Genomic DNA, 20,347 nt, shown 5'->3' on the forward strand with positions numbered 1-20,347 from the left:
GAGCCTTAACACCTTTAAACCTGAGCCGGTGTTCGCAATCCACGCGCCACCCAATAGTCAACACTAAAATAACGTCCCGCCCCAGTGAAGAACAAACTCAGTAGCATAATGAAATAGGTCGCGGCAAATTCAATACCATTATTCAGAACAACCACTGATCCCCGCCCCGTTATCCAATCATAGTTACTGTTATCCTGAAGAATAGACTTAGCTCGCGCTAATCGCTCACCGGCTTCCATTACCCGTTCATTTGCCAACCAGCTTGAGCTGTCAGCAATCGCAAGCCAGCCGTTTTCCAGATGCACTGTCACCGCAGCAACAATCATTGTGATCATCAGTGGTATAGAGATCCAGCGAACAGCAAAGCCAATAATAAGCAGAATTCCGCCAAAAAACTCGGTACCCGCCGCCATCGCAGCCATCACCTCAGGCATTGGCAACCCTAACCCCCAGTCAGGATTACCAAACCATGCTGCGGTATCTTCAAAATGCGAAAGCTTGTTATAACCCGCCTGTATCATTATCGGAGCCAGATAGAGACGTAATAACAGCGGTGCAACGCCCTCCATCATCCGGGTTTTATCCAATAAATCATGTAATGAATTTGTGTGTTTTATCAATGCATTAGCCATAACAGTTTCCCCAATGCTTATAATTTAATCTGTAAATCCAGCTCATCATCTCAGGCCAGAGGCCTTAATAACGAACACCTGAAATAATTTCGCTATTGCGCAACTGCTGCAAAATGGTCAACCCACCCTCAACAATTTGTTCCGACTCAGGCTGCCCCATCTCTGCTGCAATACTCAACAAAGCCTGCCGCCCACTCAGCTGAACATCTTCACTTAACAGATAAAGCAGACGCGCGGTGAGCTGATTAATCTCCATAAACTTCACCCGGTCATCACTATTGCGATAAACCACCAGAAAAGTTGATAGCTCCGGCGCCATCTCAGGTAGGTAATCACTGCTGATCCGGTGTACAGGAAACTGATACATCAGCGACCAGGCCAGAGGCGACTGTTGTGGATGCCCCTTCAACAGGTCACCCTGCACATTCACTTCAACATCTGACAAATCTGCCTCAGATGTATCCAGCGCCAATTCAACCCATTCGTAATGCACCAGCTCCTGCAAAAACGGATAATCCCACGGTTCAGGCTCCCGCTCATTAGTAACCCAGGCCACAAACTCTCCGGCTATTTCAAGAAAGTAAGGGGTGTGGCTACGGTATTGATCAAAGAACTTACGCACCATCTGCAACCAGTTTTTTTCACTGGTAATAGATTTCAGCACCGGAAAGCCGCCACTGATAAAACCTTCAATATTGTTAAAAAACAGATCCCGATAGATCGCCATTCGCCGATCTTCAATATCAGCAGGTTTCGAATTTTCCTGCGGATTACGAATATGCGCTGCAAACTGATACTGCAGTTCAGTAAAGCTCTGCTTAGGCACCGACATGAGCAACCTCCTGCTGCGAAGCTGTCTGAGATGACACTGCCTGGGTCTGATAATCCCGAATCTGATCAACCTCTGTCAGCAATTCAGGCATCGCCGGAATATTGAAATCACGCTCCAGAAGTGTTGGTTTAACGCCAAACTGCTGGTAAGTCTGCTGCAGCAACGCCCATACCGGATCTACTACATCTGCACCATGGGTATCGACAATCAGGTCATCCGCTTCGTTATAGTGACCCGCCACATGGATATAACTAATACGCTCGCCCGGTATCTGCGCCAGAAACTCCGCCGCATCGTAGCCATGATTAACACTGTTCACATAGATATTGTTTACATCCAGTAACAAGTCACAGTCAGCCTCTTGAAGCACCGCACGAAGAAACTCCATCTCACTCATCTCAGCACCCGGAGCGGCATAATAAGAAACATTCTCTATAGCAATGCGCTGCTGCAAAATATCCTGAGTCTGACGGATACGACCGGCAACATGCTTAACCGCCTCTTCTGTAAAAGGGATCGGCATCAGGTCGTATAAGTGACCTTCATCAGTGCAGTAGCTCAGATGTTCGGAATAACCTCGAATATTATGCACCTCGATAAAAGTTTTCAGTTTCCCGAGAAACTCCAGATCCAGTGGCGATGGACCACCCAACGAAAGTGATAAACCATGAGTAACAAAAGGAAAACGCTCGGTATATTCACGGAACGCTTTACCGAATCGACCACCCAGCCCCATCCAGTTCTCCGGGGCGACTTCCAGAAAATCGACTTGCGAAGCATCTACCTCAGCAAAGCTTTCAGTCATGCAACGACGAAAACCCAGGCCCGCTCCAGAAATTTGAAAGGTTTCGTTATTCATGATTTATCCCTTTGATAATATTTATGACCCCTCCGCAGAGGGGCTTTAGCGCCAGATATCAGCTATCAACTACAAGCTTTGAGCTTTAAGCTTTAAGCTGATTTCTTATCTCCACCGCATTTACCTTCACCACACTTACCTTCGCCTTCCGCTTTTTTATTGCTGTCGCCGCCACACTTACCTTCGCCGCACTTGCCTTCGCCTTCCGCTTTTTTACTGCTATCGCCACCGCACTTGCCTTCGCCGCACTTGCCTTCGCCTTCCGCTTTTTTACTGCTATCGCCACCGCACTTACCTTCGCCGCACTTGCCTTCGCCTTCAGCTTTTTTACCGCTATCGCCGCCGCACTTACCTTCGCCGCATTTGCCTTCACCGGTTTTATGGTTATCTGCTACTTCGTAACCTGAGGACAGTTCCTGGGCAGCAAAAGGATTTGTTGTTGCCGCGTTTACAACAGACGTTGCAGCCATACCTGCCAGTAGAACAGCACCAACAGCAGCAGTAATAGGTTTGATCGTGGTTGTTGTTTTCATGGTTCACCTCAGTTGAATCTATGTGATTTCATTACAAGTTAAATGTTGGTTAACGTCATGGGATCAGCGCTTGCTGCTCACAATTTGCTACCCTGTTTAAGATGGCTCTACTATAAATTTGCATTCTGAAACTAAACTGAAAACATGAATAAAATTTCATTAGATTTTGATTTTCTATTATTTTACTATATTAGAATATCCTAATTATAAAGATTCATTATGAGAAAACAGCTATGCTAAACACTATCGAAAGCCCCGCAGCAACAAGGCTGGAGCACTTTCCTATCACTTTCTTCGCGATGATTATGGGAATCACCGGACTGACACTCGCATGGGAAAAAGCAGCTCAGGTATTTGGCGCACCAATCGTTATCAGCCAGGCGCTTCTGATCATCAGCGCTTCTCTATTCGCTATTGTGACAATCATTTTCCTACTCAAAGTCCTACTCAAAGGTGCAGCGGTTCAAGCTGAATTCGCGCACCCAATCAAACTCAGTTTCTTTCCTGCGTTCTCTATCAGCATGCTCCTGCTCAGCATTGCTACTCTGAGTCTGTCTGAGCAGCTATCACTCCTGCTATGGGCTGCCGGTAGCGCTCTTCATCTGTTATTTACGCTTTATGTACTGACCCAGTGGATTCACCATCCTAAGTTTCAGATCGCCCACAGCACACCCGCCTGGTTCATCCCGGTGGTCGGTAATATTCTGGTGCCTATTGCCGGGGTAGAGCATGGTTTTATTGAGCTAAGCTGGTTCTTCTTCTCTATCGGCCTGGTGTACTGGATCATCTTAAAAACACTGATTCTGAATCGAATGCTGTTTCATGATCCGCTACCGGAAAAAATGCTGCCAACCTTGTTTATCCTGATAGCACCACCTGCCGTGGGCTTTATCTCCTACATTAAACTAAATGGAGAGCTGGATAACTTTGCCCGCATTTTGTACTACTCAGCGATATTTTTAGTACTACTGTTACTCAGTCAATTGCCCCGCTTTACCCGAATTAATTTCTATATGTCGTGGTGGGCCTACTCATTCCCCCTGGCAGCATCAGCCATAGCCACACAATTGATCTACAGCCTCACGGGCGACGCGTTTTTTTATTATCTGGCATTTGCCCTTCTGGCACTTACAACAACAGTTATCCTGCTGTTACTTGCTCGTACAGCCGTGGCAATCGTGCGCAATGAGATCTGTCAGCCAGAGTAAGTGACTAATCTGTTCAACCGTACAGCCCGATGATCAGATTTGCTTTATCCTAAAAACCGGGCTGTAATAGCCCGGCTTTTTCTATTCAGGGATTAATCATGACTATCACCAGCACACAGATCAGTTTTGATCAGCAGCATATCTGGCACCCATACTCATCAATGATCAGCCCTCCGGCTGCTTATCCGGTTGCTTCTGCAGCAGGCGTTCGCCTGACACTTACCGATGGCCGTGAGTTAATTGATGGCATGGCTTCCTGGTGGTCAGTCATACACGGTTACAATAATCCCGCACTGAACGAAGCAGCCCACAGTCAGATCGACAAAGTCTCCCACGTTATGTTTGGCGGGCTGACCCATGAACCTGCGATTGAGCTATGTAATCAGCTAGTAGAGATGACTGCAGAACCGCTCCAAAAAGTATTTCTGGCAGATTCGGGCTCGGTTGCTGTTGAAGTTGCATTAAAGATGGCAATTCAGTACTGGCACGCCAAAGATAAGCCAGCAAAACATAAACTCCTGACCATCCGTAATGGCTATCATGGCGATACGTTTGGCGCTATGTCTGTGTGCGATCCGGTAACCGGCATGCATGAGATATTCAGCGGAGTATTGCCGCAACAGTTCTTCGCGCCAGCCCCTCAGACAAAGTATGGTCAGGCATGGGATCCCAGCGATTGCGCAGAACTTGAACAACTGATCAGTGATCATCACAACGATATTGCCGCCCTGATTCTGGAACCTATTGTTCAGGGAGCTGGCGGTATGCGTTTCTATCATCCGGAATATCTGAAACGCGCCCGCACATTGTGCGACCAGTTTGGCCTGCTGTTAATCGCTGACGAAATAGCCACCGGCTTTGGCCGCAGCGGTAAACTCTTTGCCTGCGACCACGCGGGCATCACACCGGATATTCTTTGCCTGGGTAAAGCGATAACCGGCGGCTATATGACACTGGCTGCCACCCTGACCACCACCGAAGTTGGTGAAACAATATCTGCCGGTGGTGCAGGCTGCTTCATGCACGGCCCCACTTTCATGGGCAATCCGCTGGCCTGCGCCGTAGCTAATGCCAGCCTTAAACTACTACGTGAGTCTGACTGGGAGAGCAACATAGCCCGTATCGAACAGCAATTGAAACAAGGCCTTGCAGCCTGCGCCGAACTCGACTCCGTAGCAGAAGTACGCTGTCTCGGCGCCATCGGCGTAGTAGAAATGAAAGAGCCTGTTGTTACTGCCGATATTCAGCCACTGTTTGTCGAACAAGGGATCTGGATCAGACCATTCGGTAAGTTGGTTTACGTGATGCCGCCTTATGTTATGACCGATGAGGATCTGGCAACACTTACAAGGGGAATGTGTGACGTGATTCAGCAGTACACTGCGAAGAGTCGCTAGCTGAAAAGCCACGCCTTTCTTGCTAAAAAAGTTTAAAGAGCGCTTCCGGCGCTCTTGTCATTTTTGACAGCACTGCCTGTAATTAATTGCCTGACCAGCGCCGGAAAACTATGATGCTGATAGCGCTGATAATCATCCAACTGAAAACCTGCCTGCTCTATAAACTCCGCTGTAGGTCGATTCAATTGACACCCCCCGGCGCAACGGTGCCAATAAGGATTCAAACGATGCTGCCAGCGCTGTATCGCCTCACTATCCGCCAGCACATGCTCAAAAAACAGGAGCTTACCTCCCGGCTTAAGCACCCGACCAATCTCATTCAGAACCTGTTTTGGATCAGGCACTGAACAAAGCACTAAGAAACAGACAACGGTGTCACAGCTATTCTCAGCCAACGGAATATCCATTGCATCTGCGATCAGCATCTCAATTTTTCCACTTTGCGACTGCGGCAGTCGACTCAAAGTAGTTTTTGCTTTTCTCATTACCGCCACATCAGGCTCAAGCGCCAGTAACTTATTAACCTCAATACCATAACAAGCGAAGCTGGTTCCGGTGCCCGCGCCTATTTCTAGCACCACTCCTTTAGCCTGAGCCAAAAGCTGTTCTCTTTCGCGGGCAACAACCTTAGATACACGATCCAGCAACCAGGGAAATATCCAGCGATAGTAAGGGTTAAAACGTCGTAGACTCACTCCAATACTTCCTCTATTCTTTAATCTTTGTTTCAAGGTTACATTGCCAAATTTCTATATGGCTATCAGGGAGTTACTCTATGGCACGTATCAAAATTGATATGCCCGACAATTATAGTTTCAGCACCGAGATGCCGGTACGCATCAGCGATATTAACTACGGCGGACACCTTAGTAACGATGCCGTTCTGGCCATGGTTCATGAAGCCAGGGTACGTTTTCTAAACTCGTACAATTACGGTGAACTGGATATCGAAGGCGCCAGCATCATTATGACCGATTCTGCCATCGTTTATAAAGCAGAAGGCTTTCACGCCGACCTGGTACAGATCGATGTCGCTGTAGGCGATTTTAATAAGTACGGCTGCGATATTTACTACCTGTTAAGCAATAAAAAGACAGCAGTTGAGATCGCCCACGCTAAGACCGGTATTGTGTTCTTTGACTACAATGAACGCAAAGTCATTCCGGTACCTGAAGAGTTTCAGAATCGAATTGTTAAAGTCACCGAATAACTGTTCATAAATCAGCCAAAAACAAACTTCAACTGATTGAATTATATACAGAAAAACAGCACTGGACGGTTTTTAACCCACTGACGCAAAGCCCCGTATTACGGGCCTTAACAGAGGTTATCCCAGAGTTACGCACAGCTTTGTATTACTATTTCTGTTTATAACTATCCACAATTCAGAGCACAAAAAAACCGCCTGTAAGAGGCGGTTTTTTTTAAGCTTTCAGCCTGTGGATAATACTCTTTAGACTGATCCTATTCGTATTCCTGATATGAACCCAACGCCAGGTTTTCAAACTTGGTGAACTGGCCAATAAATGCTAAGCGGTTACTACTGAATAAAATACCCTGACGCAGGCTCTATTCTTAGTCCTGATATGAGTCCGGAACTAACTTTACTCGTATTCCTGGTATGACCCCAACGCCAGGTTTTCAAACTTGGTGAACTGACCGATAAAGGCTAAACGGTTACTACTGAATATAACCACTTAAGCTGACGCTATTCATAGGCCCGATAAGAATCCAACAGTAAATTTTATTCGTATTCCTGGTATGAGCCCAACGCCAGGTTTTCAAACTTGGTGAACTGACCGATAAATGCTAAGCGATTACTACCGATCGGTCCATTACGCTGCTTACCAATAATAATCTCGGCGACACCTTTATCGGGTGAGTCTTCGTTGTACACCTCATCACGATAGATAAACATAATAACGTCGGCATCCTGCTCGATGGCACCTGATTCACGCAGATCCGAGTTTACCGGCCGCTTATTAGGCCGCTGCTCAAGTGCTCGGTTAAGCTGTGACAATGCGATAACCGGACACTCTAGCTCTTTCGCTAAGGCTTTAAGGGAACGTGAGATTTCAGATATCTCAGCCGTACGACCTTCCGAGTTGCCGCCTTTTATCTGCATCAACTGAAGATAATCGACCATGATCATGGCGATATCACCATGCTCTCGTACGATACGTCGGGCACGGTTACGCATCTCCGTTGGGCTGATACCGGCAGTATCATCAATAAACAGCGGCTTATCCCGCAACATATTCACAGCGGTAGTCAGGCGTGGCCAGTCATCCTCTTCCAGCTGACCGGATCGTACCCGTGTCTGGTTGATTCGACCCAGCGAGGAAAGCATACGAGTTACCAGCTGATCTGCAGGCATCTCCAGACTGAAAACCAGTACCGGCTTTTCCTGCGCCATCAAAGCATTTTCAACCAGGTTCATCGCAAAAGTTGTTTTACCCATGGATGGTCGGGCAGCTACGATAATAAGATCGGACGGCTGCATACCACCTGTCGCCTTATCCAGCTCATCAAAACCAGTGGTAACACCGGTCATCGCACCATCAGAGTTAAACAACTCATCAATCTTATCCACCGCCTTTTTCAGCAGCGGATTAACTCCCATCGGACCACCCTCATTAGGACGATCTTCAGCGATCTGGAAAATTTTCTGTTCAGCTTCACTAAGAATATCAGCGCTGGGACGACCTTCCGGCATAAAGGCGTTGTCAGCGATCTCATTAGCAACATGAATCATCTTACGCAACAGCGCCCGATCACGAACAATCTCAGCATATGCACGGATGTTAGATGCACTTGGTGTGTTACGCGCCAGCTCAACCAGGTAATCAAGACCACCGGCAGCATCAAGATTAGCGGTGCGGTCCAACTCCTCAGAGATAGTCACCACATCGATCGGCTGCATATTGCCGACCAGCTTTTCGATGGTACGGAAAATCAGCCGATGGTCATGACGGTAAAACTGATCTTCCAAAACAATTTCGGATACCGCATCCCAGGCATTGTTATCCAGCATCAGACCACCGAGCACAGATTGCTCAGCCTCTTGTGAATGGGGCGGAACTTTTACGCCTTCCACCTCTGCCGAACCGGGATCCAGATAATCCATAAAACCTTATACCTCAAGCCAAAACAGGCATATCAAAAAAATAATAGCCCTGAAACGAAAAAAGCACTGCGCAGTATAATACTACGCAGTGCTTCTTAACTCACCTGAACTGATCAAATCAGTTCAAAAGTAATGCTTAGTCGCCAACAACAACGATGCCGACAGTAGCAGTTACTTCTGGGTGCAGCTGGATAGCGATTTCGAACTCACCAGTGTGACGCAGTGCGCCTTCTGGCAGACGAACTTCGCTCTTCGCTACTTCGATACCAGATGCAGTGATTGCATCAGCGATATCGTGAGTACCGATAGAACCGAACAGCTTACCTTCGTCACCAGCTTTAGCAACGATAGACAGTTCGATTTCGTTCAGCTGATCTGCACGTGCCTGAGCACTGTTCAGTTTTTCAGCAGCTGCAGCTTCCAGATCAGCACGACGTGCTTCAAAAGCTTCCAGGTTACCAGCAGATGCTGGTACGGCTTTACCGAAAGGGATCAGGTAGTTACGACCGTAACCGGCTTTAACAGAAACCTTGTCACCTAGACCACCCAGTTTGCCAATTTTCTCGAGCAGGATAACTTCCATCTCGCAAACCTCTATTTTTACACTCGCCCGGCAATTTTAATCGCCAGGCTGAAACTTGTTTAATCACCCGTACTCATTTTACTGAGCAACGGGCTAACCGTGATTACTGGTGGCTGTCAGTGTATGGCAGCAGCGCAACGTAACGGGCACGCTTGATAGCAGTTGCCAGCTGACGCTGGTAACGAGCTTTAGTACCAGTGATACGGCTAGGAACGATTTTACCGGTTTCAGTGATGTAACCTTTCAGGGTATCCAGATCTTTGTAATCGATCTCGGTAACACCTTCAGCGGTAAAACGGCAGAATTTTCTACGACGGAAAAAACGAGCCATGGTATATCTCCTCTAAATAAATGTTGAACCGATTACTCGGCAGCAGCTTGATCAGCAGCTGGAGCTTCAGCAGCAGGTGCCTCAGCAGCAGGTGCTTCAGCAGCAGGAGCTGCAGCAGCAGGCTTCTCAGAACGCTCTTCGCGACGTGGACGACGCTCTTCACGGCCTTCGGCAGCTTTAATTGGAGATACATCAGTAACTGCATCTTTACGACGTACAACCATGTTACGGATAACCGCATCGTTGTAACGGAAGATGTTAGTCAGCTCGTCCAGAGTTTCCTGAGCACATTCAACGTTCATCAGAACGTAGTGAGCTTTATGGATCTTGTTAATTGGGTAAGCCAGGTGGCGACGGCCCCAATCTTCCAGACGGTGGATTTGACCTTCAGATTCTTCAATCAGCTTGGTGTAACGCTCTACCATAGCTGGAACCTGTTCACTCTGATTCGGGTGAACCAGAAAAACGATTTCGTAATGACGCATTATTGCTCCTTACGGTTTATACAGCTTTCAGATCGCATCGAAACACGAAAGAAAGCAAGGAGTTAAAGTTAATTCCCGACCACATACACAACTGCACAGGTCAAAAGGGAGCGCGCATTATACGTGAATTGATGAAGCTTTCAAACTGCTTTATAAGGGAAACTTAAGACGTTGATTCATTTTGGCGCAAAATAGCTTACGGGAATTTTTTTCCGGGGCTTTACGAATTGAAGCCCAACAACTATTCAGGCTAGGAAATTCAGAAAACCTGAGGCTATTGCGCTGATCGACAAGATAAGTGTAACGATAAAAATCTCGTCCGTTCCACAGGGAACCTTCAGTACCATCATTAAGACAGAGGTAATATTTAAAGATGTATACCCCGGATTGCTTAGGCCCATTCAGGGTTCGGTAAAAGTTTAATGGTTCTGTACCATACTCATGATGGCCACGTAATTGTTTTACATAGCTTTTACAGGTATCAATATCTTTTACCTTGTCATCATAAAACAGTCCTGCCATAGAAACAGGGGTCCCTTTATAGTTAAAGACGGCTAACAGATAGACATTATTCGGATCAGCTATGGCCCGCAAACTCAGCAGCATCAGACAGAGTAATAAGGTATAGCGATACATAGAAGTCCCCCCGAAAACCTTAACCGATAAAGGTATTCTGTAACCATAGCATTAACCGAAGAAGTTTATCATGTACTTTCCGCCCGTCCAGCGGTGTTCCATAGCACCGGCTAACAACATGTAATACAACATCTTTATGCAGGTCCGGTATTATCTGATTGTTTCGCAACAATGCTTCTTCTGATTATCAGCTCCCCCTGTCACTGACACCTTCTAACAATAACTGATAAAGCGCATGTGCCGCCGGTCCGGTTTGTACTGTTTTAGGTAAAGCAAGATGAATTGGCACCTGATAACAGGAGCCCCCCAGAATCGATAATTGCTTGATATTAGAAGTATCCAGACCAGATAACATATGTTCTGGTACACGACAAAATCCCACCCCTGCATATACCGCTTTCCAGGCATGATAAAAATTATCAACGGTGATTCTTTGCTGCGACTTCAACCAGCCTACATTCTGATCATCTTCTTCATTTACACTCCCCAGGTCACGTACAATAATCTGAGTTGCAGTTAATAGATCCTCAGCACAAACCGTCTCCTTCTGTGCCAGGCAGTGTTGCCGGGCAACCACAGGCACCATTGTCACCACACCAAAAGCTTCCGCCAGATAATTCGTCACCGGCAGATTAATAATGGCGATATCCGCTTGCTGTTCTAATACCGCATCACGGGTACTGCTCAATGAGGTTTCCCGTACCTGAACCGACGTCCCTTTATTAACGCTAAGAAATTTATTCAATGGGCGATATAGCCAGTCAGGATTACAAAGATGATCAATACTCACGGTAATCTCTGACTCAATTCCCTTTGATAGCTGCCCCCCCAGCATTTCAAGCTCTCGCGCCTGTGCTAATAACGGTTCGGCACGGCGCAACATCGACTTGCCTTCATCAGTCAACACGGCCCTACGTCCATCAATCCGGATCAGTGTGACACCTAACTGTTGCTCAAGCTTTTTAACTGCATAGATCAGTGTGGTATGGCTCTTATTCAGGCGTATCGCTGCCCCCTGAAAGCTGCCGGCCTTGTCTACTTCAAATAGCGTGAGCCATTGGTCCAACGTTGTCTTTAATCTCATGGTGTAAATTTTACACAGTTATTAGCAGTTTTATGAACTTTATATTGCATTTTATCGACGTATCATCAACTCATCTCCAGAGTTTAAGGACAACCACTTTAACTTCCAGAGTAAAAAATTAACGAACTCAGCGACAAGGTATTAACGATGAAAACATTACTGCAGGTAGATTTTGATTATCAGGGACCATTTGGTGAAGTCATGAGCGATGCTCTTAAAGAACTGGCTGCGACTATCAACAACGAACCCGGCATGATCTGGAAACTCTGGACTGAAAATGAAAAAACTCAACAAGCAGGCGGTGTCTATCTGTTTGAAAGCGAGGAGACTGCGCAAGCCTATCTAGAGATGCATACCGCTCGCCTAACGACGATGGGTATTCCCAACGTTCAGGGGCAAGTATTCAATATTAATGAATCACTCTCAGCCATTAACCAGGGCCCGTTTAACTTGAGCTCTTAAGTTTAACGGCCTATGCCCGGACTAAATTCCGGGCTCTATCTGAATATGCACCTATACGGGGGCTAAATCTAAATGAGTAACAAAACATTCTTAACTATTCATAGCGCTATATATGCGAGCTTTGCTATCGCGCTGTTCTTTGTACCGGCCCTGTTATGGCCCCTATACGGCGTCAGCGTTAGCGATCCAAACGCTTACTTCCTGTCCCAGCACAACAGCATATTTCTCGGCGGATTAGCGGTTATCAGTTTCCAGTTCCGGGATATTGAGTCTGACAACCCGATGGCCGGAAAGCTATTTAAAGGGTTAATGTGGACCAACATCTTTGGTCTGTTCATCACTCTTTACGCTTGTATAACAGGTACATTTACAGGCTTCGGCTGGTCCGACCCGGCTTTTTTTGGCTTACTGGCTATACTCAGCTTCCGTCAGTTACAAAAAACTAACAACAGTTAACAGAAAACCAGATACTGCCATAAAACAAAAAACCGCCAACAGGCGGTTTTGTTCTAACTACTGTCGAATTTATTCGACCTCTTTAATCTCATAGCTGTGGGTAATCTCTACCCCGCCTTTCTCCAGCATCAGTGATGCAGAGCAATACTGTTCAGCAGACAGTTTAACTGCCCGCTCAACATGCTTCTCTTTAAGACCACGACCAGATACCACAAACTTCACATGGATCTTTGTGAAAACCGCCGGTACTTCATCTGCACGCTCAGCATCGATCTCAGCAACGCAATCTACAACATCCTGACGGGTTTTCTTCAGAATACCGATTACATCGTAGGAGGTGCAGCCACCTAAACCCAGCAATATCATTTCCATCGGGCGAGGGCCCTGTTTCAACTCACCATCAAGGGTGATATCAAAACCTGAACCAGTGGTACCTTTGAAACGAACATCGCCGTCCCATTTAACTTTTGCTTGCATAGTAACTTCTCAATAATCTTTACAATTCTTATATTGCATCCAGTAATAACGAGGATTTACGTTTGAGAGCAAGGCAAATTTTTTCGAAAAAGCGGAGCTTACTGCTGTAAGTACTCGCTTTGCTCGCCCTCCGGGCCGCCCTTTGAGCGTTGTAACAGTAAACTGTTGCTGAGCATTTTGAGAAAAAATTTAACGCCGCTATCGAGCGTAAAGACCGTTATTTAGCAAATAGCTCAGCAAGTTTCTGACCTGGCTCATCCGCCCGCATAAAGGCTTCACCCACCAGGAAACTATCCACATTGTGTTCACGCATCGCAATCACATCATCACGATTCAGAATACCGCTTTCGGTCACTACAATACGGTCATCCGGAATCATATCCAGTAGCTCATAAGTGTGCTCCAGGGTTACTTCAAAACTGTGAAGATCACGGTTATTGATACCCACCAGCTTATTACCTAGTGGCAGCGAACGCAGCAGTTCTGCTTTGTTATGCACTTCGATCAGCACATCCATACCTAAGTCAATTGCCAGAGCATTCAGATCAGCCATCTGCTGATCTTCCAGTGCCGCTACAATCAACAGAATGCAGTCAGCACCCATTGCGCGCGCTTCATACACCTGATACGTATCGACAATGAAATCCTTACGTATAATCGGCAGTGAACAGGCGGCCCGGGCTTCCATCAGGTAAGCTTCGCTGCCCTGAAAATAGTCCGCATCGGTCAGTACTGATAAACAGCTGGCACCACCCGCCTCATAAGATCGGGCAATATCGGCCGGGATAAAAGGATCACGGATTACCCCTTTAGACGGGCTGGCCTTCTTCGCTTCAGCAATGATTGCCGAACGACCTTCAGCCAGGGCTTTTTCCATATTAGCAACAAAGCCGCGGGGATCAGTTGCACTGCCTTTCTGATCTTCGATCTGCGCTTTCAGGTCAGCGATACTGACCTTCGGCTGACGCTCAGCCACTTCTTCATGCTTACGGGCAATGATTTTCTTGAGGATGGTTGGAGTATCTGGATTGCTCATTATTCTTTATTCGCCCTTAAACGCTTGCGTAAATTCAGCCAGCTGTTTCATTTTCGCTGCAGCTGCACCGCTGAGGATAGTCTGCTTCGCCTTAGCAACACCAGCAGCAAGACTCTCAGCCAGATCTGCCGCATAGATTGCAGCACCCGCATTCAGCGCGATCATATCAACCGCCTTCATATTTTCACCGGCAAATGCAGCTTCAATCAGCGCCCGGCTTTCAGCAGAGCTGTTAACCTGAAGGCCATCTAAAGACTGAACCTGCAGTCCGGCATCGACAGCGTTGATCGTATACTCACTGATCGCACCATCCTTCAGCTCAGCGACAAAAGAGTTTGCCGCCAGACTGATCTCATCCAGCCCATCGCCTGCATGTACGACCAATGCATGTTTAGCACCCAGTGCCTGTAGTGCTTCTGCCATAGGGCGACACAACGACTTATCAAATACGCCTAACAGATAATGTTTAGCTGATGCCGGATTTGTCAGCGGACCCAGAATATTAAACAGCGTACGCAGCCCCATCTCTTTACGAGGGCCAATAGCATACTTCATTGCACTGTGGTGCTGCGGTGCGAACATAAAGCCGACACCGACCTCATCAATACAGCGACCTACCTGCTCCGGCGTAATCGCCAGATTAACACCTGCCGCTTCCAGTAGATCCGCGGCACCTGAGCTGGAAGACACCGAACGGTTACCATGTTTAGCAACATGACCACCGGCAGCTGCAACCACAAAAGAGGAAGCACTGGATACGTTAAACAGGTTTGAACCATCACCGCCGGTACCCACAATGTCCACAGCGTTTTCAGCCTGCACGGTGACCGGAATGGCAAGCGCACGCATACCATCGGCTGCGCCGGTAATTTCAGCAACGGACTCGCCTTTCATACGCAGTGCTATTAATAGCCCGCCAATTTGAGCATCCGTTGCATTGCCGGTCATGATTTGATTCATTACGGCTTTCATCTGTTCTGCCGTCAGGTCCTGACGATCGACGACCTTAGTCAGCGCTTGTTGAATATCCATCGCGTTGTTACCTGCTTCTCTTATTATTTGCGCTTTAAAAAATTAGCCAGAAGATCATGACCCTGCTGGGTCAGAATCGATTCTGGGTGGAACTGAACCCCTTCAATATCCAGCTCTTTATGGCGTACGCCCATGATCTCATCCATGGAACCATCTTCATTCTGGGTCCAGGAGGTGATTTCCAGGCAGTCTGGCAGCGTCTCTTTATCAATGACCAGAGAGTGGTAACGGGTTACAGACACAGGGTTCTCCAACCCTTCGAATACTCCGGTGTTATTGTGATACACCGGCGATACCTTACCGTGCATAACCTGACGGGCACGAATTACATCACCGCCAAACGCCTGTCCCATACTCTGATGTCCAAGACAGATACCAAAGATAGGTAATTTACCGGCAAAATGATTAATTGCCGCCACTGATACTCCCGCTTCATTAGGGGTACAAGGTCCGGGAGAGATCACCAGTTGATCCGGATTCAGGGCTTCAATCTGCTCAATAGTAATCTCATCATTACGGTGCACCTGGACATCGGCGCCCAGCTCACCCAGATATTGCACGACGTTATAGGTAAAAGAGTCGTAGTTATCGATCATTAACAGCATATCGGACCTGGCCTGTTGAATTCAGAACATTAAACGGAACATTAAAAGAAAGAGCCGGTAATACTACCCCAAGCGAGAACAGGTTCATATATAGGTGAAAAGCCTTAACGCAATAATATTGTTTATCAGAAACAATTCTCGCACTGAAAGTTGCTGAAGTTAGATAGTAACAATTTGAGTCTGCTACGCTAAACATCAGATATTAAGCAACTTTTTACCAAATGTTTCAGCTTAATTTCAGGTTAGCTGGATATAGTGAACACAGATTAAGTAAGTAACACATCGGCGACTATAAACCGGTCAGCTTATGAATAAGACAAATACATAGCGTCATTAAGCCAAAAACATTAACAAAAGATCAGGGGCCGTAAGAAATGAAAACGTTAGTTAACCGAAAAAACACTTTTAGCTCGCTGTTCACGCTCCTGTTAGTGATGTTTTCATTCCAGGCTCAAGCGAAAGACCCGATCTATACATCCTTCTTTAGCAACGTAGCCGTGTCAGGCTATGACACTGTTGCCTATTTCACCGACAACAAAGCCACTAAAGGTAGCAGCAAGTATGTCACAGAGTATCAGGGCGCCCAGTGGCAGTTCAAAAACGCTGACAACCTGGCGGCCTTTAAAGCGGAACCTGAAAAGTACGCACCTCAGTACGGTGGTTATTGCGCCTGGGCTGTGGCCAGCAATGATACAGCGTCCGGTGATCCGCAACAGTGGACTGTTGAAGACGGCAAGCTCTACCTGAATTACAACGCTAACATTCAGGCTAAATGGCTGAAAGACAAGTCCAATCTGATCGAACAGGCTGATAACAACTGGCCGGCGGTTATCCGTTAAACCCAGGCTCTGCTAATAACATTTAATATTTAAGGATCTGCCATGAAATCTCGAATCATCTCTATCGCCAGCTGGGTCATCGTTCTCTGGATTGCAAAAGTATTCCTGGGCTCACTGCCTTATAAATTCACCAATCATCCTGATACCCAGCATATTTTTTCTACCATCGGTGGCTGGATGAGTAATACAGTTTCTACAGGTTTAGGTAACTGGTTCACCCAATACGGTGCTTACGCGGTAGGTTCTGCCGAACTGATTGTGTCTGTCATCCTGTTGCTACCGGCAATTTTCTTTATCCTGAAAAAACTCAACCTGATTGGAAAGATGCCTGAGCGAGCAATAATTCACAGCATCGGTGGCATTATGGCTTCAGCAGTCATGCTGGGGGCAGTATTTTTCCATCTTGCAACACCTCTAGGTATTGTCGTGCTACATAACGGTCAGAGCGATAACGGATCACTGTTCTATGCTGCAGTTTCAATTCTGGTTCTGGGCTTTACAATGGCTCTGGTTAACTTTACCCACTGGCGTTCGCTTAAGTCGGCCAGCTAAGCTGCCGCTACATTATTGATTGGTTACACTTTTATTAGTCAACATAAGCCACAGAGAGCTAACTGACTTTTATGATTATTCGAATAGTATTAGTAATTTCATATATTGCTTCCTGCATCCGGTTGAGAGCTAAGCCATGGCGCTACTTTCAACTGAATGCTGACTATTTCAATAAGGAAAAAGGGCTCTATTCCAAGCAGGATATAAATGACCTGATTCCTGAGCAGTGGCGCCTGAATCAGTGGATAGATAAAGCTACGAAAGAAACTAAAGATAAACCTGAGATTACAGCTGATGCCTACCCGGTTTTTGTTAAACCTGAATGGGGCCAGAACTCACAAGGCATACGACGGGCCGACAATCCAGAACAGTTAACCCGGATCAGGGCCCAACGGGATAACAGTCAGCCAGTTCAGTATCTGATACAGGAAGCTGCAAAAGGTAAAATAGAGTTTGAAATTTTTGCCATTCCCTGTGATCAGTCAGCTGATCGTTACGCCATGCTGTCGGTAACTCAGGTAGTAAACCATAGCGACGATGATTACCCGATTAACGGTATCTATAACCAGCAAACCGAGTATCTGGATATCACCCGCTCACTGAGCCTGGAGCAACTTGAGCAACTATGGGGATATCTTAAAGCGATCGGGCGCTTCAGAATCTCCCGTGTCGGAGTTCGCGCCGACTCGATAGAGCTGCTGATCGCCGGTGACTTTAAAGTGATTGAGATCAACCTGTTTCTGCCAATGCCCTTGGTGCTACTGACCTCAAACACAGGTACCCGAGAGAAGTACAAGACCGCTCTGAGATGCACCTGGCTTCTGGCAAAAAACACGAAAACACTGCCAAATATCAAGAAAGAACCGGTCATATTTTTTAAGAAGCTCGCTTTTATCCGACGTACAAATCGAACCGATTAAGGCTATCTAGTAAGGACATATCTGATGCAAGCAATTAAGAAAGCGATCTACAGCTGGATCAGCCAGAAGTATATGAATGGCTGTAGTAGCTATAACAACCTTGAAGTCCGAAAGAGCTGTCGTTCAAAGGAACAGGCCCGCGCCGTGTTTGATAAAGGTAATGTTCCCCATGCCAAAGGTCTGATCTTTTTTAACCCGTTAAAAGCCCACAGTTTTGCTAAGCAGCATGGCTTCCCGTTGGTAATAAAGCCTAACGTCAGTGGTTATTCCCGTGGCAGCTATTTCCCGATTAATAACTTCCGTGAACTCTGGAAAGCGATCTTCCTGGCTAAGATATGGTGGCCAACAACCGTCGTTGAGCAATACCTGAAAGGCTGTAATTACCGAGTCGTGGCAATTAAGGGTGAGCTGATGTCTGTCATTGAGCGCTACCCGCCAACAGTAACCGGCGATGGCACACAAAGTATCGGCACACTAATCGATGAAGAGAACGCCGTACGGGCAGCGATGAAACTGCACCCGACTATCTACCCGATTCAGAAAAACGAACAGACCATTAACTATCTGAAAAAACAAAACCTTAATATGGACTCAGTGCCAGCTAAAGGTGAGGTCATTACGCTGTTCTATCGTATATCACTGGCCCCGGGCGGCACCGTCAGGACAGTAGAAAAAAGCACCATTCCCGAAGACAACAAACAGCTGTTTCTCGATGTACTGGAGATGTTCGACGCTAACATTCTGGGGATCGATGTAATTTTTGAGAAAGGTATCGAACATTCCTATAAAGATCAGAAATGTATCTTTCTCGAGGTTAACTCCCGCCCCTACCTGAAGATGCACGATTACCCTCGCTTTGGTGAGAAAGAGGATCTGACCCCCTATTTCCAAAAGCTTGATCAACTCGAAATAAGCAACGCAGATACCTACTGATGACTAGCATTGCGCGTAACTTTTTCCAATTTGCCGGGGCACACTCCCTGCTGATCGGCCTGTTGCCATTCTTTATTCCGGTCCTGTTACTAAAACAGGGCAACTCTATCGAAGTGATCGCCCTGTTCATAGCCCTCACTGGCCTGAGTTTTATTTTCTCACTCAAGCTATGGGAACGAATTTATCATCAGGCTAACTGGCGACTGATCACTGCGGTCTCATTTATCACTGAGATTATGCTGGTAGCCGCGCTACTGTTTATCACTGATAACAATACGTTACTGATCATCGCCGCCCTGCTGAACGGCGTTTACAACTGCTTTTACTGGACCACTCAGCGGGTTATGTTCAGCACGATGACCGCAGAATCGACGCAGCATTCAGATACTGACAAGAGTGAGCAGCCGTCTGCAAATCATCACACTGGCCGGCATTTCGGTAACTTTCAGATAGTCGTTGTGATACTGCTGAAGCTGGGTATTCTTATCAGCGCCTTCCTGCTTGAAGGCGGTTACGAATTCCAGTTATGGTTACTCAGCACGCTGATTTCTGGCAGCGCTATGCTGTGGTTTTTACGTGCAGACAATAGTGCCACATTTGTAGGTATCAACCGCTGTTTAGCGATGGAAAACTCGTCAGAGGTTGCCGATACAAATAATCAAAGCCAATCTATTTTTCATTTTAAAGACAAACACAATTCGGCGGTGGTTTTTTATCTCGACGGTGTATTCCTGTTTCTGGAGAGCTATTTCTGGATCATCTCCCTGTATTACATCACCCAGGAAAACGTTAAACAGTTAGGTCTTATTGTGGTGCTGTTAACCGTATTCCTGTCGGTTATATTCTTTCTGCTAAAGAATCGAATCGATGTGATGAATCGCAATAAAGTCTACATCGTAGCCGTTATCTTCTACGCGGCTTCCTGGTTACTGCGGAGTACGCTGGACACCAGCCTGCCTGATTACTGGGTCTACCCGGCCATTCTGCTTATCGCCTTCCTGACGACTTTCTTCCGGTTGAGCTTTAACAAACGCTTTTTCGATAATGCCCGTCAGCAGCGTCCACTTAATTACCTGCTAGCTAAAAGTTATCTGTCACAAACCGGTATCGTTATTTTTTACAGCCTGATCGCATTGCTGGCCCTTTACTTTGAAGATGCTCAGTCCGCACTGTCTTCTACCTATCTGATCCTGACCCCTATCGCGCTGATCTATCTGGTTTATAGCGTGCCTAAAGGCGCGGAGAACAAAACCAATACTGAGGCAAAAATTATCACTCCTGCGTCCGCATCAACCCAGAATTTACAGCTTAGTAAGACGGAAAATTAA

Annotated in this window: 25 protein-coding genes; 10 read left to right on the forward strand and 15 right to left on the reverse strand. The window is 46.7% G+C overall.

The window, feature by feature from the left end; genetic code table 11:
* Positions 1-14: 14 nt before the first annotated feature.
* The 4 genes from EHS89_RS17270 to EHS89_RS17285 form a co-directional block, all read right to left on the reverse strand.
* The gene (locus EHS89_RS17270; RefSeq protein WP_124927422.1) at positions 15-632 is read right to left on the reverse strand and encodes an HvfX family Cu-binding RiPP maturation protein; all 618 of its coding nucleotides are present in this window, start codon (positions 630-632) and stop codon (positions 15-17) included.
* A gap of 64 nt (positions 633-696) precedes the next feature.
* Positions 697-1,464, reverse strand: coding sequence for an HvfC family RiPP maturation protein (locus EHS89_RS17275; RefSeq protein WP_124927423.1), 768 nt, complete (start codon positions 1,462-1,464; stop codon positions 697-699).
* Positions 1,451-2,323, reverse strand: a complete 873-nt coding sequence (locus EHS89_RS17280) for an HvfB family MNIO-type RiPP peptide maturase (RefSeq protein ID WP_124927424.1) — start codon at positions 2,321-2,323, stop codon at positions 1,451-1,453. Before EHS89_RS17280 ends, EHS89_RS17275 begins: the two co-directional genes overlap by 14 nt.
* Before the next feature lie 92 nt (positions 2,324-2,415).
* Complete coding sequence (locus EHS89_RS17285; RefSeq protein WP_124927425.1) at positions 2,416-2,856, reverse strand: HvfA family oxazolone/thioamide-modified RiPP metallophore; 441 nt, start codon at positions 2,854-2,856, stop codon at positions 2,416-2,418.
* A gap of 233 nt (positions 2,857-3,089) precedes the next feature.
* Between EHS89_RS17285 and EHS89_RS17290 the strand changes: the two genes are divergently transcribed.
* Complete coding sequence (locus EHS89_RS17290; protein ID WP_124927426.1) at positions 3,090-4,064, forward strand: SLAC1 anion channel family protein; 975 nt, start codon at positions 3,090-3,092, stop codon at positions 4,062-4,064.
* Between the two features lie 98 nt (positions 4,065-4,162).
* Complete coding sequence (gene bioA / locus EHS89_RS17295) at positions 4,163-5,461, forward strand: adenosylmethionine--8-amino-7-oxononanoate transaminase (protein WP_124927427.1); 1,299 nt, start codon at positions 4,163-4,165, stop codon at positions 5,459-5,461.
* Between the two features lie 32 nt (positions 5,462-5,493).
* Here the strand turns inward: bioA and EHS89_RS17300 are convergent, their stop codons facing one another.
* Positions 5,494-6,156: a class I SAM-dependent methyltransferase gene (locus EHS89_RS17300; protein ID WP_170167538.1), complete on the reverse strand. Its 663-nt coding sequence runs from the start codon at positions 6,154-6,156 to the stop codon at positions 5,494-5,496.
* 80 nt (positions 6,157-6,236) lie between these two features.
* Here EHS89_RS17300 and EHS89_RS17305 point away from each other — a divergent pair, with 80 nt between their 5' ends.
* Positions 6,237-6,671: an acyl-CoA thioesterase gene (locus EHS89_RS17305; RefSeq protein ID WP_124927429.1), complete on the forward strand. Its 435-nt coding sequence runs from the start codon at positions 6,237-6,239 to the stop codon at positions 6,669-6,671.
* Between the two features lie 534 nt (positions 6,672-7,205).
* Here EHS89_RS17305 and dnaB read toward each other — a convergent pair.
* The 6 genes from dnaB to EHS89_RS17335 all read right to left on the reverse strand — a co-directional run bounded on the left by dnaB (position 7,206) and on the right by EHS89_RS17335 (position 11,707).
* Positions 7,206-8,588: a replicative DNA helicase gene (gene dnaB / locus EHS89_RS17310; protein ID WP_124927430.1), complete on the reverse strand. Its 1,383-nt coding sequence runs from the start codon at positions 8,586-8,588 to the stop codon at positions 7,206-7,208.
* A gap of 136 nt (positions 8,589-8,724) precedes the next feature.
* Entirely contained in the window at positions 8,725-9,171 is a 447-nt protein-coding gene (gene rplI / locus EHS89_RS17315; RefSeq protein ID WP_124927431.1) for a 50S ribosomal protein L9, read from the reverse strand.
* Between the two features lie 103 nt (positions 9,172-9,274).
* On the reverse strand, positions 9,275-9,502 hold the full coding sequence (rpsR, locus tag EHS89_RS17320; RefSeq protein WP_019622438.1) for a 30S ribosomal protein S18: 228 nt from the start codon (positions 9,500-9,502) through the stop codon (positions 9,275-9,277).
* A gap of 32 nt (positions 9,503-9,534) precedes the next feature.
* Entirely contained in the window at positions 9,535-9,987 is a 453-nt protein-coding gene (rpsF, locus tag EHS89_RS17325) for a 30S ribosomal protein S6 (protein ID WP_124927432.1), read from the reverse strand.
* Between the two features lie 150 nt (positions 9,988-10,137).
* Positions 10,138-10,623, reverse strand: a complete 486-nt coding sequence (locus EHS89_RS17330; RefSeq protein WP_124927433.1) for a hypothetical protein — start codon at positions 10,621-10,623, stop codon at positions 10,138-10,140.
* A 187-nt stretch (positions 10,624-10,810) separates the two neighbouring features.
* Entirely contained in the window at positions 10,811-11,707 is an 897-nt protein-coding gene (locus EHS89_RS17335) for a LysR family transcriptional regulator (protein WP_124927434.1), read from the reverse strand.
* A gap of 147 nt (positions 11,708-11,854) precedes the next feature.
* On the opposite strand from EHS89_RS17335, the gene EHS89_RS17340 reads away from it, so the two are divergent.
* Complete coding sequence (locus tag EHS89_RS17340; RefSeq protein WP_124927435.1) at positions 11,855-12,169, forward strand: monooxygenase; 315 nt, start codon at positions 11,855-11,857, stop codon at positions 12,167-12,169.
* Between the two features lie 72 nt (positions 12,170-12,241).
* Positions 12,242-12,625, forward strand: a complete 384-nt coding sequence (locus EHS89_RS17345; RefSeq protein WP_124927436.1) for a hypothetical protein — start codon at positions 12,242-12,244, stop codon at positions 12,623-12,625.
* A 69-nt stretch (positions 12,626-12,694) separates the two neighbouring features.
* Here EHS89_RS17345 and EHS89_RS17350 read toward each other — a convergent pair whose 3' ends face one another.
* The 4 genes from EHS89_RS17350 to EHS89_RS17365 all read right to left on the reverse strand — a co-directional run bounded on the left by EHS89_RS17350 (position 12,695) and on the right by EHS89_RS17365 (position 15,775).
* Complete coding sequence (locus tag EHS89_RS17350) at positions 12,695-13,102, reverse strand: OsmC family protein (protein ID WP_124927437.1); 408 nt, start codon at positions 13,100-13,102, stop codon at positions 12,695-12,697.
* Between the two features lie 217 nt (positions 13,103-13,319).
* Positions 13,320-14,138, reverse strand: coding sequence for an indole-3-glycerol phosphate synthase TrpC (trpC, locus tag EHS89_RS17355; RefSeq protein ID WP_124927438.1), 819 nt, complete (start codon positions 14,136-14,138; stop codon positions 13,320-13,322).
* Between the two features lie 6 nt (positions 14,139-14,144).
* Positions 14,145-15,170 (reverse strand): anthranilate phosphoribosyltransferase, encoded by a 1,026-nt coding sequence (trpD, locus tag EHS89_RS17360; RefSeq protein WP_124927439.1) that lies wholly within the window; start codon positions 15,168-15,170, stop codon positions 14,145-14,147.
* 23 nt (positions 15,171-15,193) lie between these two features.
* The gene (locus EHS89_RS17365; RefSeq protein ID WP_124927440.1) at positions 15,194-15,775 is read right to left on the reverse strand and encodes an anthranilate synthase component II; all 582 of its coding nucleotides are present in this window, start codon (positions 15,773-15,775) and stop codon (positions 15,194-15,196) included.
* A gap of 374 nt (positions 15,776-16,149) precedes the next feature.
* Here EHS89_RS17365 and EHS89_RS17370 point away from each other — a divergent pair, with 374 nt between their 5' ends.
* The 5 genes from EHS89_RS17370 (at position 16,150) to EHS89_RS17390 (ending at position 20,347) form a co-directional block, all read left to right on the forward strand.
* Positions 16,150-16,614 (forward strand): YHS domain-containing (seleno)protein, encoded by a 465-nt coding sequence (locus tag EHS89_RS17370; protein ID WP_124927441.1) that lies wholly within the window; start codon positions 16,150-16,152, stop codon positions 16,612-16,614.
* A 42-nt stretch (positions 16,615-16,656) separates the two neighbouring features.
* On the forward strand, positions 16,657-17,166 hold the full coding sequence (locus tag EHS89_RS17375; protein WP_124927442.1) for a hypothetical protein: 510 nt from the start codon (positions 16,657-16,659) through the stop codon (positions 17,164-17,166).
* Positions 17,167-17,237: 71 nt separating this feature from the next.
* Positions 17,238-18,086, forward strand: coding sequence for a D-alanine--D-alanine ligase family protein (locus tag EHS89_RS17380; RefSeq protein WP_124927443.1), 849 nt, complete (start codon positions 17,238-17,240; stop codon positions 18,084-18,086).
* 24 nt (positions 18,087-18,110) lie between these two features.
* Positions 18,111-19,019: a cyanophycin synthetase gene (locus EHS89_RS17385; RefSeq protein WP_124927444.1), complete on the forward strand. Its 909-nt coding sequence runs from the start codon at positions 18,111-18,113 to the stop codon at positions 19,017-19,019.
* A complete protein-coding gene (locus EHS89_RS17390) occupies positions 19,019-20,347 on the forward strand; it encodes a hypothetical protein (protein WP_124927445.1) in 1,329 nt (442 codons plus the stop codon). Before EHS89_RS17385 ends, EHS89_RS17390 begins: the two co-directional genes overlap by 1 nt.

The sequence above is a fragment of the Amphritea balenae genome, from assembly GCF_003858655.1.
Classification (GTDB): Bacteria; Pseudomonadota; Gammaproteobacteria; order Pseudomonadales; family Balneatricaceae; genus Amphritea; species Amphritea balenae.